This is a genomic window from Pseudonocardia sp. ZF1, assembly GCF_056835605.1.
In genome coordinates this window covers 4,982,270-4,996,246 of the sequence record NZ_JAJNBY010000001.1, presented here as the reverse complement: position 1 = coordinate 4,996,246, position 13,977 = coordinate 4,982,270, and the positions used below count along the sequence as shown (strand labels likewise).

The 13,977-nt window shown below is 71.4% G+C and carries 11 protein-coding genes; 10 read left to right on the top strand and 1 reads right to left on the bottom strand.

What is annotated here, in order from left to right; genetic code table 11:
* Window positions 1-2 precede the first annotated feature (2 nt).
* The 10 genes from nuoF to ZF1_RS23980 are packed head-to-tail and all read left to right on the top strand — an operon-like array spanning window position 3 to window position 13,002.
* Window positions 3-1,352, top strand: coding sequence for an NADH-quinone oxidoreductase subunit NuoF (gene nuoF / locus ZF1_RS24025; protein ID WP_208818965.1), 1,350 nt, complete (start codon window positions 3-5; stop codon window positions 1,350-1,352).
* A complete protein-coding gene (locus tag ZF1_RS24020) occupies window positions 1,349-3,790 on the top strand; it encodes an NADH-quinone oxidoreductase subunit G (RefSeq protein WP_482638397.1) in 2,442 nt (813 codons plus the stop codon). The genes nuoF and ZF1_RS24020 overlap by 4 nt, the downstream gene beginning before the upstream one ends.
* 35 nt (window positions 3,791-3,825) lie before the next feature.
* On the top strand, window positions 3,826-5,070 hold the full coding sequence (gene nuoH / locus ZF1_RS24015; RefSeq protein ID WP_062403806.1) for an NADH-quinone oxidoreductase subunit NuoH: 1,245 nt from the start codon (window positions 3,826-3,828) through the stop codon (window positions 5,068-5,070).
* Entirely contained in the window at window positions 5,071-5,610 is a 540-nt protein-coding gene (gene nuoI, locus ZF1_RS24010; protein ID WP_060710481.1) for an NADH-quinone oxidoreductase subunit NuoI, read from the top strand.
* Window positions 5,607-6,458 carry an NADH-quinone oxidoreductase subunit J gene (locus tag ZF1_RS24005; RefSeq protein ID WP_062397973.1) on the top strand — a complete coding sequence of 284 codons (852 nt, stop codon included), beginning with the start codon at window positions 5,607-5,609 and terminating at the stop codon, window positions 6,456-6,458. Before nuoI ends, ZF1_RS24005 begins: the two co-directional genes overlap by 4 nt.
* Window positions 6,455-6,754, top strand: coding sequence for an NADH-quinone oxidoreductase subunit NuoK (gene nuoK / locus ZF1_RS24000; protein ID WP_060710483.1), 300 nt, complete (start codon window positions 6,455-6,457; stop codon window positions 6,752-6,754). Before ZF1_RS24005 ends, nuoK begins: the two co-directional genes overlap by 4 nt.
* A gap of 7 nt (window positions 6,755-6,761) precedes the next feature.
* Complete coding sequence (nuoL, locus tag ZF1_RS23995) at window positions 6,762-8,714, top strand: NADH-quinone oxidoreductase subunit L (RefSeq protein ID WP_482638748.1); 1,953 nt, start codon at window positions 6,762-6,764, stop codon at window positions 8,712-8,714.
* Window positions 8,711-10,366 (top strand): NADH-quinone oxidoreductase subunit M, encoded by a 1,656-nt coding sequence (locus ZF1_RS23990; protein ID WP_482638396.1) that lies wholly within the window; start codon window positions 8,711-8,713, stop codon window positions 10,364-10,366. Before nuoL ends, ZF1_RS23990 begins: the two co-directional genes overlap by 4 nt.
* Window positions 10,363-11,976, top strand: a complete 1,614-nt coding sequence (gene nuoN / locus ZF1_RS23985) for an NADH-quinone oxidoreductase subunit NuoN (protein ID WP_251786722.1) — start codon at window positions 10,363-10,365, stop codon at window positions 11,974-11,976. Before ZF1_RS23990 ends, nuoN begins: the two co-directional genes overlap by 4 nt.
* A 48-nt stretch (window positions 11,977-12,024) precedes the next feature.
* Window positions 12,025-13,002, top strand: coding sequence for a polyprenyl synthetase family protein (locus ZF1_RS23980; RefSeq protein ID WP_062403804.1), 978 nt, complete (start codon window positions 12,025-12,027; stop codon window positions 13,000-13,002).
* Here the strand turns inward: ZF1_RS23980 and rarD are convergent.
* A complete protein-coding gene (gene rarD, locus ZF1_RS23975) occupies window positions 12,978-13,919 on the bottom strand; it encodes an EamA family transporter RarD (RefSeq protein ID WP_482638395.1) in 942 nt (313 codons plus the stop codon). The two genes, ZF1_RS23980 and rarD, sit on opposite strands and share 25 nt — an antisense overlap.
* Window positions 13,920-13,977: the final 58 nt, after the last annotated feature.

The window sequence follows — 13,977 nt, the reverse complement described above, 5'->3', positions numbered from 1 at the left end:
GCATGAGCACCACTGAGCCTGTGCGCAAGCCGGACCCGATCACGCCCGTCCTGACCAGGCGCTGGCTGTCGCCGCGGTCCTGGTCGATCGACACCTACGAGCAGCTCGAGGGCTACACCTCCCTGCGTACCGCGTTCGCCGCCCACCCCGACCAGCTCATCCAGCTCGTGAAGGACTCCGGGCTGCGCGGCCGCGGTGGTGCCGGGTTCCCCACCGGCATGAAGTGGGGGTTCATCCCGCAGGACGACGGCAGCGGCACGGGGCCCGGTGCGAAGCCGAAGTACCTGGTCATCAACGCCGACGAGGGCGAGCCGGGTACCTGCAAGGACATCCCGACGATGATGGCCGACCCGCACGCGCTCATCGAGGGCTGCATCGTCACCAGCTACGCGATCCGCGCCAACTTCTGCGCGATCTACGTCCGCGGCGAGGCGCTGCACTGCATCCGCAGGCTGCGCGCCGCCGTCCGCGAGGCGAAGGCGAAGGGCTACCTCGGCCGCGACATCCTCGGCTCCGGGTTCGACCTGGAGATCGTGGTGCACGCCGGTGCGGGTGCCTACATCTGCGGCGAGGAGACGGCGCTGCTCGACTCGCTCGAGGGCCGTCGCGGTCAGCCCCGGCTCAAGCCGCCGTTCCCGGCGACCGCCGGGCTCTACGCCTGCCCGACCGTCGTCAACAACGTCGAGACCATCGCCAGCGTCCCCGCCATCGTCAACGGCGGGGCGGCCTGGTTCCGCTCGATGGGGCGCGAGAAGTCGCCCGGCCCGAAGATCTACTCGGTCTCCGGGCACGTCGAGCGTCCCGGCCAGTACGAGGCGCCGCTGGGCATCACGCTGCGGGAGCTCCTGGAGCTCGCCGGCGGGATGAAGGACGGGATCCCGCTGAAGTTCTGGACCCCGGGCGGCTCGTCGACACCCCTGTTCACCGCCGAGCACCTCGACGTCCCCCTGGACTTCGAGGGCGCGGCCGAGGCCGGCTCCATGCTGGGGACGACCGCGGTGCAGGTCTTCAACGAGACCGTCTCGGTGCCGTGGGCGGTCATGAAGTGGACCGAGTTCTACAAGCACGAGAGCTGCGGCAAGTGCACCCCGTGCCGCGAGGGCACGTACTGGCTGGTCCAGGTGCTGCAGCGGATGGTGCGCGGCGAGGGCACCTCGACCGACATCGACACCCTGCTCGACGTCTGCGACAACATCCTCGGCCGCTCCTTCTGCGCCCTCGGCGACGGTGCGACGAGCCCCATCACCAGCGCCATCAAGTACTTCCGCCAGGAGTTCCTGGACCTCATCGCGGAGCAGCCCGATGTGGACCGCCCGGAGCAGCTGGCCGCACTGACCGGAGCGAGCGCATGACCCTCACACCGGAGCGGAACGCCACCGAGGAGACACCCGTCCCCGAGGGCCACGTCCGTCTCACCATCGACGGCCAGGTCGTCGACGCCCCCAAGGGCGAGCTGCTGATCCGCACCTGCGAGCGCCTCGGCATCGTGATCCCGCGGTTCTGCGACCACCCGCTCCTCGACCCGGCCGGCGCCTGCCGCCAGTGCCTGGTCGAGGTGGAGATGGGCGGCCGGCCGATGCCGAAGCCGCAGGCCAGCTGCACCATGACCGTCGCCGACGGGATGGTGGTGAAGACCCAGCACACCTCCGAGCGGGCCGACAAGGCGCAGCAGGGTGTGATGGAGCTGCTGCTCATCAACCACCCGCTGGACTGCCCGATCTGCGACAAGGGCGGCGAGTGCCCGCTGCAGAACCAGGCGATGGCGCACGGCCGGTCGGACTCCCGCTTCGTCGAGACCAAGCGGACCTTCCCGAAGCCGCTGCCGATCTCCAGCCAGGTGCTGCTCGACCGCGAGCGCTGCGTGCTCTGCCAGCGCTGCACCCGGTTCTCCGAGGAGATCGCCGGCGACCCGTTCATCGACCTGCTCGAGCGCGGGGCGAAGCAGCAGATCGGCATCGCCGAGGACCAGCCGTTCCAGTCCTACTTCTCCGGCAACACGATCCAGATCTGCCCGGTCGGGGCGCTCACCAGCGCCGCGTACCGGTTCCGGTCGCGCCCGTTCGACCTGCGCTCGACCCCGGGCGTGTGCGAGCACTGCAGCTCCGGCTGCGCCTCGCGCACCGACTCCCGTCGCGGGACCGTGCTGCGCCGGCTGGCGGGCAACGACCCGGAGGTCAACGAGGAGTGGCTCTGCGACAAGGGCCGGTTCGCCTTCCGCTACACCGGTAGCCAGGGCCGCATCACCCGGCCGCTGGTCCGGCGCGCGGACGGCACGCTGGAGGAGGCCTCCTGGACCGAGGCGCTCGCCGTCGCCGCGGAGGGGCTGCTCGCGGCCCGCGCGGCCGGCGGCATCGGCGTCCTGCCCGGGGGACGGCTGACCGTCGAGGACGCCTACGCCTACGCCAAGTTCGCCCGCGTCGTCGCCGGCACCAACGACATCGACTTCCGCGCCCGCCCGCACTCGGGCGAGGAGCTGGAGTTCCTCGCCGCGCACGTCGCCGGGGGGACTCCTCAGGACTCGGTGACCTTCACGGCGGTCGAGAACGCCCCCGCGGTGCTCACCGTCGGCACCGACCCCGAGGAGGAGTCGGGCATCGTCTTCCTGCGCCTGCGCAAGGCGTACCGGAAGCGCGGGCTGCGCCACTTCCAGGTCGGCCCGTTCACCAGCTACGGCGCCGAGAAGACCGGCGCCACCGTGCTGCACGCTGTGCCCGGCGCGGAGGCCGCGGTCGTCGCCGACCCGGGCGCCGACGTCGTCGCCGCGCTGGAGCAGCCGGGTGCGGTGATCCTGGTCGGGGACCGGGCCGCGGAGTCGCCGGGCCTGTACTCGGCGGTGTCCGCGCTCGCCGCCCGCACCGGCGCGGCGATCGGCTGGCTGCCGCGCCGGGCCGGGGACCGCGGTGCGGTCGAGGCGGGCGCGCTGCCCACCCTGCTGCCCGGCGGCCGGCTCGTCACCGACGCCGCCGCCCGCGCCGAGCTGGAGCAGGTCTGGGGCGCCCCCGTCCCGTCCGCCCCGGGCCGCGACGGCGACGCGATCCTCGCCGCCGCCGCGTCCGGTGAGCTGGCCGCGCTCGTCGTCGGCGGCGTCGACCCGCAGGACATGGCCGACCCGACGGCCGCGATCACCGCGCTGCGCGAGGTCGGGTTCCTGGTCAGCCTGGAGATCCACACCTCGGCGGTCACCGAGCTCGCCGACGTCGTCCTCCCGGTCGCCCCGGACGCCCAGCGCTCCGGCGCCTACGTGAACTGGGAGGGGCGCCGCCGCGAGTTCGGCGTCGCGCTCGACGCGACCGGCGTGCTCCCGGACTGCCGGGTGCTCGACACCCTCGGCGTCGAGATGGACGCGGACCTGTTCACCCAGACCCCGGCCGCCGCGGCCGGGGAGCTGGAGCGGCTCGGCTCGCGCCGCGCCGACGGCGTCGCACCGGACCACACGGCGGGCCAGGCCCGGCGTCCCGGCTACGGCCAGGCGGTCCTCGCCACCTCGCGCCAGATGATCGACGACGGCAGCCTCCAGATCGACGAGCCCGCGCTCGCCGGCACGGCGCGGCGGCCCTACGTCAAGGTCAACGCGGCCACCGCGGAGCGGCTCGCGCTGGTCGAGGGCGCCGAGGCGACGGTCCGCACCGACCGCGGGGCGATCACCCTGCCGGTCGCACTGACCGACCTGCCCGACGGCGTCGTCTGGCTGCCGACCTGCTCGCCCGGCTCGCACGTCCGCCCCACGCTCGGGGTGGGCCACGGTGACCTCGTGACGGTCGGTCCGGCCGGGAACGGAAGCGCGTCGTGAACCTGTCCCAGGTCCCGCCCGCCCCGGTGGACCAGCTGACGCACACCCAGGCGCTGCTCGCCGACGACCCGATCTGGCTGATCCTGATCAAGGTCGTCGGGCTGTTCGCGCTCGGCGTCGTGCTGACCCTGTTCATGATCAACTGGGAGCGCAAGGTCGTCGGCCGGATGCAGCACCGTCCGGGCCCGAACCGGACCGGCCCCGGCGGCTGGCTGCAGAGCCTCGCCGACGGTCTGAAGCTGGCGTTCAAGGAAGACATCATGCCGGCGATGGCCGACAAGAAGGTCTACTTCATCGCCCCGGTCATCTCGACGATCCCGGCGTTCGTCGCCTTCTCCGTCATCCCGTTCGGCGGCGAGGTCACGATCTTCGGCGAGCAGACGGTGCTCCAGCTCGTCGACGTCCCGGTCGGCGTGCTCGTCGTGCTGGCCTGCTCCTCGATCGGCGTCTACGGCATCGTGCTCGGCGGCTGGGCCTCGGGCTCGCCGTACTCGCTGCTCGGGGCGCTGCGCTCGGCCGCCCAGGTCATCTCCTACGAGATCGCGCTGGGCCTGGCCGTCGTCGGCGTCGTCCTCTACTCCGGCTCGCTGTCCACCGCGACGATCGTCGGGGCGCAGGCGTCGGGCTGGTACTTCTGGCTCCTGCTGCCGAGCTTCGTGGTCTTCGTGATCGCGATGGTCGGCGAGACCAACCGGGCGCCGTTCGACCTCCCCGAGGCCGAGTCGGAGCTGGTCGGCGGGTTCCACACCGAGTACTCGTCGCTGAAGTTCGCGCTGTTCTTCCTCGCCGAGTACGTGAACATGGTGACCGTCTCGGCGATGGCGGTGACGCTGTTCCTCGGCGGCGGCATGTGGCCGTGGCCGCTGAGCTTCCTCAACGAGTACGGCTGGATGCAGTTCGTCGCCTTCATCATCAAGGTGCTGCTGTTCCTGTTCGTGTTCATCTGGCTGCGCGGGACGCTGCCGCGGTTCCGCTACGACCAGTTCATGAAGCTGGGCTGGAAGGTCCTGGTCCCGGTCATGCTGGTCTGGATCGTCGCGATCTTCGGCATCCGGGCGTTCGTCAACACCGGCTCGGACAACTACGTGCTGCTGCTGTCGCTGATCGGCTTCGCGCTCGCCGTCGTGCTCGCGGTGGCGTTCCTGCTGCCCGACCGGCAGACCGAGGCGCCACCGGTCGAACCGGCGTCGGACTATCCGGTGCCGCCGCTGGACCTGGTGGTCCCCGACTCACCCCCGAAGCGTCGGAAGGCCGTCACGGCCGGAAAGGACGCGCGCTAGATGTTCGACTTCTTCAAGGGATTCGGCGTCACCTTCTCGACGATGTTCAAGAAGGTCGTCACCGAGGAGTACCCCGAGGACTTCCCGCCCGCCGCGCCGCGCTACCACGGGCGCCACCAGCTCAACCGGCACCCGGACGGGCTGGAGAAGTGCGTCGGCTGCGAGCTGTGCGCCTGGGCCTGCCCGGCCGACGCCATCTACGTCGAGGGCGGGGACAACACCGAGGAGGCGCGGTACTCGCCCGGTGAGCGCTACGGCGCGATCTACCAGATCAACTACCTGCGGTGCATCGGCTGCGGCCTGTGCATCGAGGCCTGCCCGACGCGCTCGCTCACGATGACGAACTTCTACGAGCTGGCCGACGACAACCGGCAGGACCTCATCTACACCAAGGAGCAGCTGATGGCCCCGCTGCTGCCGGGCATGGAGCAGCCGCCGCACCCGATGCGCCTGGGCGACGACGAGCAGGACTACTACGTCTCCGGCCCGACGCTCGCGAAGGTGTCCGCCCAGGACCAGACCAAGGAGCAGGCCCGATGACCACGGCCGCGGTCCTGGCCCAGGCGGCCGGGGAGGTGAGCACCGGCGAGGCGGTCGCGTTCTGGATCCTCGGACCGGTGGCGCTGGCCGGTGCGCTCGGCCTGGTCTTCGCCCGGCACGCGGTGCACGCCGCGCTGCTGCTGGTCCTGACGATGTTCTCGATCGCGGTGCTGTACCTGGTGCAGTCCGCCCCGTTCCTCGGGTTCGTGCAGATCATCGTCTACACCGGCGCCGTGATGATGCTGTTCCTGTTCGTCCTCATGCTGGTCGGACGGGACTCCAAGGACTCGGTGATCGAGGTCCTGCGCGGGCAGCGGGCCGCGGCGCTGGTGTTCGGCGTGGCGCTGGCCGCGCTCCTGGTCGGCGGGCTGGCCCGCGGCCTGACCAGCGTCACCCCCGCGGGGCTGGCGCAGGGCGGGCTCGGGTGGAACGGCAACGTCCCCGGCCTCGGCCGGCTGATCTTCACCGACTACCTGCTGGCGTTCGAGCTGACCGCGGCCCTGCTGATGGTCGCCGCGCTCGGCGCGATGGTGCTGTCCGGCTCGCAGAGCAGCCAGCACACCAAGATCGGCCAGCGCGCGACGGTGCTGAAGCGGCTGCGCGGCGAGCACGCCCGCATCTCCCCGCTGCCCGGCCCCGGCGTCTACGCGACGGCGAACTCGGTCGCGGTCCCGGCGATCCTGCCCGACGGCTCGATCGCCCCGGAGTCGCTGTCGGAGATCATCGAGTCGGTCGCGGTCGACGTGCCGGACACGACGACCCCGGACGCGCACGCGCTGACCGGCCGCCCCGCACCCGACCGGACCGCCGCCTCCGGTGAGGCCGCCGACACCGGGGAGCACCGATGAGGCCCGAGTACTACCTGCTGCTCTCGGCGCTGCTGTTCACCATCGGCGCCGTCGGCGTCCTGGTGCGGCGCAACGCCGTGGTCGTGTTCATGTGCATCGAGCTCATGCTGAACGCGGTGAACCTGACCCTGGTCACGTTCTCGCGCATCAACGGCAACCTCGACGGCCAGGTGATGGCCCTGTTCGTGATGGTCGTCGCGGCCTGTGAGGTCGTCGTCGGGCTCGCGATCATCACGGCCATCTTCCGCACCCGCCAGTCGTCGTCGGTGGACGACGCGAACCTCTTGAAGTACTAGGAGCGCGCTGGTGACCGTCCTTCTCGCACAGGCCGCCCCGCAGGCGACCGGCGCCGCCTCGCTGGCCTGGTTGCTGATCGCGCTCCCCGCGGCCGGTGCACTCGTGCTCTTCCTCGCCGGACGGCGGGCCGACGCCTGGGGCCACTGGCTCGGCGTCGCGACCGTCGTCGGCGCGTTCGTCGTCGGTGTGACGATATTCCTGCAGATCCTCGGTCTCTCCGCCGACGAGCGGCTGCGCGAGCAGTCGCTGTGGTCCTGGATGTCCTCCGGCGCGCTGGAGGTCGACTTCGGGCTCCGGATCGACACGCTGTCGCTGACGTTCGTACTGCTGATCACCGGGGTCGGGGCGCTCATCCACCTCTACTCGGTCGGCTACATGAGCCACGACCCGAACCGGCGGCGGTTCTTCGCGCAGCTGAACCTGTTCGTCGCCGCGATGCTGGTGCTGGTCCTCGGCAACAACTTCGTGATGCTCTACCTCGGCTGGGAGGGCGTCGGTCTGGCGTCGTACCTGCTGATCGGCTTCTACCAGGACCGGCCCTCCGCGGCGACGGCGGCGAAGAAGGCGTTCCTGATGAACCGGGTCGGCGACGTCGGCCTGGCGATCGCGATCTTCCTGCTCTGGCTGGAGCTCGGGACCCTGCAGTACACCGAGGTCTTCGCCCGCATCGGCGAGGTCGGCGGCGGCACGGTCCTCGCGATCACGCTGCTGCTCCTGCTCGGCGCCTGCGGCAAGTCCGGCCAGTTCCCCCTGCAGTCCTGGCTCCCGGACGCGATGGAGGGCCCGACCCCGGTCTCGGCCCTGATCCACGCGGCCACGATGGTCACCGCGGGCGTCTACCTCATCGCCCGGGCGTCGCCGATCTACAACCTGTCCGAGACCGGACGGCTGGTCGTCGCGCTCATCGGTGTCGTCACGCTGATGATCGGCGCGATCATCGGCTGCGCCTACGACGACATCAAGAAGGTCCTGGCCTACTCCACGGTCAGCCAGATCGGCTACATGATCCTCGCCGTCGGGCTCGGGCCGGCCGGCTACGCGCTGGGCATCCTGCACCTGCTGACGCACGGCTTCTTCAAGGCCGGGCTCTTCCTCGGCGCCGGTTCGGTCATGCACGCCATGAACGACGACGTCGACATGCGCCGCTTCGGCGGCCTGTGGCGGAAGATGCCGGTCACCTTCGTGACCTTCGGCCTCGGCTACCTCGCACTGATCGGCTTCCCGTTCCTGTCCGGCTACTTCTCCAAGGACGCGATCATCGAGGCCGCGTTCGCGCAGGAGGGCTGGCAGGGCTGGGTGTTCGGTGGGCTCGCGACGCTCGCGGCCGGTCTGACCGCCTTCTACATGACCCGCCTGATGATCATGACGTTCTTCGGTGCGGAGCGGTGGCGCACGGTGCAGTCCACCGACGGCCGCGACTACCACCCGCACGAGTCCCCGGCGACGATGACCGTCCCGATGATCGTGCTGGCCGTCGGCTCCGTCTTCGGCGGCGGCGTGCTCTACGGGATGATCCCGGAGTGGCTCGCCCCGGTCGTGGGGGAGCGCCTCGAGCTCGAGGGCGGCGCCCTGCCGCACGCGGTGATCCCGTGGCTGGTCGTCGGCGTCTCGCTGCTCGGCGTGCTGGCGGGCTACCTGTTCGTCGGCCGCTCCCCGGTGCCGGTGGAGCGCCCGCAGCGGGTGTCGCCGGTCGTCGCCGCGGCCCGTGCCGACCTCGGCGCGAACGCCTTCAACGAGGCGTTCATCGAGCGGCCCGGCATCGTCCTCACACGGGCGCTCGCCTGGTTCGACGACCGCGGGATCGACGGGGCCGTCAACGGCACCGCGTCGGCGTTCGGCGGCGGTTCCAGCCGCCTGCGCCGGCTCCAGACCGGCTTCGTCCGGTCCTACGCACTCTCGATGCTCGGCGGGGCGGTCATCGTCGTCGCCGCGATGCTGGCGGTGAGGTTCGTCTCATGACCCCCCTGGACACGGCTCCCATCGTCCCCGGCTCCGGGGGCAACCCGTTCCTGATCGTCCTGCTGCTGGTGCCGGTCGTCGGCGCGCTGGTCATGTACCCGCTGCGCGCCAACACCGGGCTCGCGAAGGCGGTCGCGATGGCGACGGCGCTGCTGGAGCTGGTGCTCGTCGTCGTCGCGTGGGCGCTCTACTCCATCCCCGCGGCGCAGGCCGGCGCCCGGTTCCAGCTCGAGTTCTCGATGTCCTGGATCCCCGCGTTCGGTACGCACATCGCGTTCGGCGTCGACGGCATCGCGCTGGCGCTGATCGGGCTCACCGCGTTCCTGGTGCCCGGCCTGATGCTGTTCGCGTGGGCGGAGAAGGTGCCCGAGGGCCGCTCGGCCGCCGGGTACTTCGCGCTGCTGCTGGCGACCCAGGCGACGCTGGTCGGCGTCTTCGCCGCCACCGACGTCTTCCTGTTCTACGTGTTCTTCGAGGCCATGCTGGTCCCGATGTACTTCCTGATCGGCCGCTTCGGCGGGCCGCGCCGGCAGTACGCGGCGGTCAAGTTCTTCCTGTACTCGCTGCTCGGCGGCCTCATCATGCTGGCGTCGCTGATCGGGCTGTTCGTGGTCAGCGAGCAGCAGCTGGGCCAGGGCACGTTCACCTGGGCCGACCTGCAGGCGATGGCGTCGAGCGTGCCGGAGTCGACCCAGATCTGGCTGTTCCTCGGCTTCTTCGTCGCCTTCGCGATCAAGGCGCCGCTCGTGCCGTTCCACACCTGGCTGCCCGACGCCGGTGCCGAGGCCCCGATCGTCGGCGCGGTGCTGCTGGTCGGCGTGCTGGACAAGGTCGGTACCTACGGCTTCCTGCGCTACCTGCTGCCGCTGTTCCCGCAGGCGTCGCAGACCCTGGCGCCGCTGGTGCTGGTGCTCGCCGTCGCCGGGATCGTCTACGCCGCACTGCTCGGGGTCGCCCAGACCGACATGGGCCGGTTCGTCGCCTACACCTCGGTGGCGCACTTCGGCTTCATCGCGCTCGGGGTGTTCGCGTTCTCCTCGCAGGCCTTCGCCGGCGCGACGCTCTACATGGTCAACCACGGTCTCTCGACCGGCATGCTGTTCGTCATGGTCGGCGTGCTGATCAGCCGCGGCGGCTCGCGCCTGATCGCCGACTACGGCGGCGTCGCGAAGCTCGCCCCGGTGATGGCGGGCTGCCTGCTGCTGGCAGGGATGAGCTCGCTGGCGCTGCCCGGCACGAACTCGTTCGTCTCGGAGTTCCTGGTGCTGGTCGGCTCGTTCCCGAACCGGCCGGTGTTCACCGTGATCGCGACGATCGGCATCATCTTCGCCGCGCTCTACGTGCTGTGGTTCTACCAGCGCACGATGCAGGGCCCGGTGCGCGGCACCGCGGTCATGGCGGCGCTGGAGCGCGGCGGCGTGGGCGGCCCGGGGTCGATGATCGACCCGGCGGTCGCCGCGCAGCGCAAGGGCACCGGCTTCCCCGACCTCACGGGTCGCGAGATCGGCGTGCTCGTGCCGCTGATCGTCGCGATCGTGGTGCTCGGCTTCTACCCGGGCCCGGTGCTCGACCTGATCAACCCGTCGGTGACGGCGACGATGACCGAGCTCGGCCTGCCCGACCCGGTCGTCGCTGGAGGGATCGCTCGATGAGCTCGTTGGTTCTCCCCGCCCAGGTGGCTCCGATCGAGATGCCCGCGGTCGACTGGGCGGCCACCGCGCCGCTGTGGATCGTGTTCGCGGGTGCCTGCGTGTCGGTGCTGCTGGAGGCGTTCCTCCCGCGGCACCAGCGCTGGCCCGTCCAGGTCGTGCTGACCGGGCTGACCCTGGTCGCGGCGCTCGTCGCGCTGGCCGGGTACGCGCTCGGGTCCCCGGCGGCCGTGCTGACCTTCGGCACCGCGCTGTCGGTGGACGCGCCGTCGCTGTTCCTGTGGGGCACCCTGATCGTCCTCGCGATCCCCAGCCTGCTGCTGATCGCGGACCGGTCGGTGGAGCCGGGCGGGGTGTTCGTCGCCTCGGCCGCCGAGCGGGCCGCGGTCCGAGCCGGCGGCGGCCCGGCCACCCCGGCCGGCGGCGAGCACGTCGACCGCTCCTACGGGGCGCCCGACGAGACACCGACGATGCAGACCGAGCCGTTCCCGTTCGTGCTGTTCGCGCTCGGCGGCATGATGGCGTTCGTCGCGGCGAACGACCTGCTGACGATGTTCATCGCGCTCGAGGTCCTGTCGCTGCCGCTGTACCTGATGTGCGGGCTGGCGCGGCGCCGCCGGCTGCTGTCGCAGGAGTCCGCGGTCAAGTACTTCCTGCTCGGCGCGTTCGGCTCGGCGTTCTTCCTCTACGGCATCGCGCTGCTCTACGGCTACGCGGGCTCGGTGCGGCTCTCGGCCATCTCCCAGGCCGCCGCGGGCACCCTGGCGTCGGACACGCTGCTGTTCGCGGGCCTGGCGCTGCTGCTGGTGGGGCTGCTGTTCAAGGGCTCGGTCGCCCCGTTCCACACCTGGACCCCGGACGTCTACCAGGGCGCCCCGACGCCGGTCACGGCGTTCATGGCGGCCTGCACGAAGGTCGCCGCGTTCGGCGCGATCGCCCGGGTGCTCTACGTCGGCTTCGGCAGCACCGTCTGGGAGTGGCGCGGCGTGCTGTGGGTGGTCGCGGTCGTCTCGATGGTCGTCGGCGCGGTGCTGGGGCTCACCCAGACCGACGTGAAGCGCATGATCGCCTACTCCTCGATCGCGCACGCCGGGTTCATCCTGCTCGGCGCGATGGCGCTGACCCCGCAGGGCACGTCCGGGCTCATGTTCTACCTGCTGGCCTACGGCTTCACGACGATCGCGGTCTTCGGGATCATCTCGCTGGTCCGCACCGGTGACGGCGAGGCCTCGGACCTGGCGGCCTGGGCGGGCCTGGCGAAGCGGTCGCCGCTCGTCGCCGGGATCATGACGTTCCTGCTGCTCGCGCTCGCCGGCATCCCGCTGACCAGCGGGTTCACCGCCAAGTTCGCGGTGTTCTCGGCGGCGTCGGCGGACGGGATGGTGCCGCTGGTGGTGATCGCGCTGGTCGCGTCCGCGGTGGCCGCGTTCTTCTACCTGCGCATCGTGGTGCTCATGTACTTCTCCGAGCCCGCCGAGGACGGTCCGGCCGTCGTCGTGCCCGGGGCGTTCACCACCGTGGCCATCACCCTGGGCACGCTGGCGACCCTCGTTCTCGGGATTCTTCCCACACCCGTCCTCGAATGGGCCGCCAGCGGCGCGTTCTCGGGCTGACGTTCGTAGGCTGTGGGGGTGGAGACACAGAGTGTGGCCGGGATCCGGATGGCCGATCCGGTCCTGGCCGAGGCCACCGCTGACGGGCTCAAGCGGGTCGAGGACCTGCTGCACCGCGAGGTGCACAGCGACTACGAGTTCGTCACCGAGACCTCGTTGCACCTGATCGACGCGGGGGGCAAGCGGTTCCGTCCGCTGTTCACGCTGCTCGCGGCGCAGGTGGGGCCGCATCCCGAACGCGACGAGGTGATCACGGCGGCCGCCGTGGTGGAGCTGATCCACCTGGCGACGCTGTACCACGACGACGTGATGGACGAGGCGTCCATGCGGCGGGGCGCGGAGTCCGCGAACTCGCGCTGGGACAACTCGATCGCGATCCTGACCGGGGACTTCCTGTTCGCGCACGCGTCGCGGCTGGTCGCCGACCTGGGGCCGGACGCGGTGCGGATCATCGCCGAGACGTTCGCGCTGCTCGTGACCGGTCAGATGCGCGAGACCCGCGGCCCCAAGGCGTCCGACGACCCGGTGCAGCACTACCTGCGGGTGGTCGCGGAGAAGACCGGGTCGCTCATCGCGACCTCGGGCCGCTACGGCGGCATGTTCTCCGGCGCACCCGCCGAGCACGTCGAGGCGCTGCGGACCTTCGGCGAGGTCATCGGGGCGGCGTTCCAGATCTCCGACGACATCATCGACATCGCGTCGCCGTCGGACGACTCGGGCAAGACGCCCGGCACCGACCTGCGCGAGGGCGTGCACACCCTGCCGATGCTCTACGCCCTGCGCGACGGCGACGACTCCGCCGACGCGCGCAGGCTGCGTCAGCTGCTGGCCGCCCCGATCAGCGACGACGACGAGGTGGCCGAGGCGCTGGAGCTGCTCCGCTCCGGTGACGCGCTGGTCAAGGCCCGCGAGACCGTCGCCGGGTACGCGGACCGGGCGCGCGCCGAGCTGGCGGTGCTGCCGCCGTGCCCGGCGATCGAGGCGCTGCGGACGCTGACCGACTACACGGTGGAGCGGGTGGGCTGAGGGGCCGGTGGGCGTCGCCGTCGCAGCAGGTCGACGGTGAAGACCACCAGCGCCAGCCAGACGAGGGCGAACCCGGCCCAGCGGGCCGGGGCCATCGTCTGCCCGACCACCAGCACGCCCCACAGGAACTGCAGCGTGGGGTTGATGTAGAGCAGCACCCCGAGGGTCGTGAGCGGCAGCCGGCGCGCCGCGGAGCCGTAGAGCAGCAGCGGCAGCGCCGTCGCCGGGCCCGCGGACAGCATCAGCAGCAGGTGCCACGGGCCGTGCCCGGTGAACGTGCCGCCGCCGGAGAGTTCCACGACGACCAGGAACACCGCGGCCGGCACGACGAGAACGAGGCCCTCCGCGGTCAGCCCGGCCGCGGCGGGCAGCGGCGCGGTCGCCTTGAACAGTCCGTAGATCCCGAACGAGCAGGCCAGTGCCATCGACAGCCACGGCACCGTGCCGTTCCCGACGGCGATGACGACGACGGCCGTCGCCGCCAGCCCCAGCGCCACCCACTGCGCGGGCCGCAGCCGCTCCCGCAGGACGAGGACGCCGAACAGCACCCCGACCAGCGGGGTCATGTAGTAGCCGAGCGCGGACTCGACGACCAGGCCCGCCGACACGCCCCAGATGAACAGGCCCCAGTTCACCGCGATGAACACCGCGGCGGCGGCCGTCGCGAGCCATCCGCGGACACCGAGCCCGCGCACGTCGCCCCAGCCGCGCAGCACGGTCAGCACCAGCGACATCAGCACCGCGGTCCACAGCACGCGGTGGGCGAGCACCTCCGGCGGCGCCGCGGGGTCCAGCAGCGGCCAGAACGCCGGGAACAGGCCCCACAGGACGTACGCGCCGATCCCCGCGGTGAGCCCGGCGGGGTTCCGCTCGCTCCGTTCGGGTGTGGTTCGTTCGGGGGAACGAGCGGTGGTCATGGTCGCTTCGGGTGGTCGGTCACGGGCACGATGATCCGGTACGGGTGTGCTCCCGCGC

What these genes read in the sequence shown, in the direction of transcription:
- nuoF (WP_208818965.1), top strand. Translation starts at nt 3, where the DNA reads ATGAGCACCACTGAGCCTGTGCGCAAGCCGGACCCGATCACGCCCGTC.
- ZF1_RS23980 (WP_062403804.1), top strand. Translation starts at nt 12,025, where the DNA reads ATGGCCGATCCGGTCCTGGCCGAGGCCACCGCTGACGGGCTCAAGCGG.
- nuoK (WP_060710483.1), top strand. Translation starts at nt 6,455, where the DNA reads ATGAGGCCCGAGTACTACCTGCTGCTCTCGGCGCTGCTGTTCACCATC.
- ZF1_RS23990 (WP_482638396.1), top strand. Translation starts at nt 8,711, where the DNA reads ATGACCCCCCTGGACACGGCTCCCATCGTCCCCGGCTCCGGGGGCAAC.
- nuoN (WP_251786722.1), top strand. Translation starts at nt 10,363, where the DNA reads ATGAGCTCGTTGGTTCTCCCCGCCCAGGTGGCTCCGATCGAGATGCCC.
- rarD (WP_482638395.1), bottom strand. Translation starts at nt 13,919, where the DNA reads ATGACCACCGCTCGTTCCCCCGAACGAACCACACCCGAACGGAGCGAG.
- ZF1_RS24005 (WP_062397973.1), top strand. Translation starts at nt 5,607, where the DNA reads ATGACCACGGCCGCGGTCCTGGCCCAGGCGGCCGGGGAGGTGAGCACC.
- nuoI (WP_060710481.1), top strand. Translation starts at nt 5,071, where the DNA reads ATGTTCGACTTCTTCAAGGGATTCGGCGTCACCTTCTCGACGATGTTC.
- ZF1_RS24020 (WP_482638397.1), top strand. Translation starts at nt 1,349, where the DNA reads ATGACCCTCACACCGGAGCGGAACGCCACCGAGGAGACACCCGTCCCC.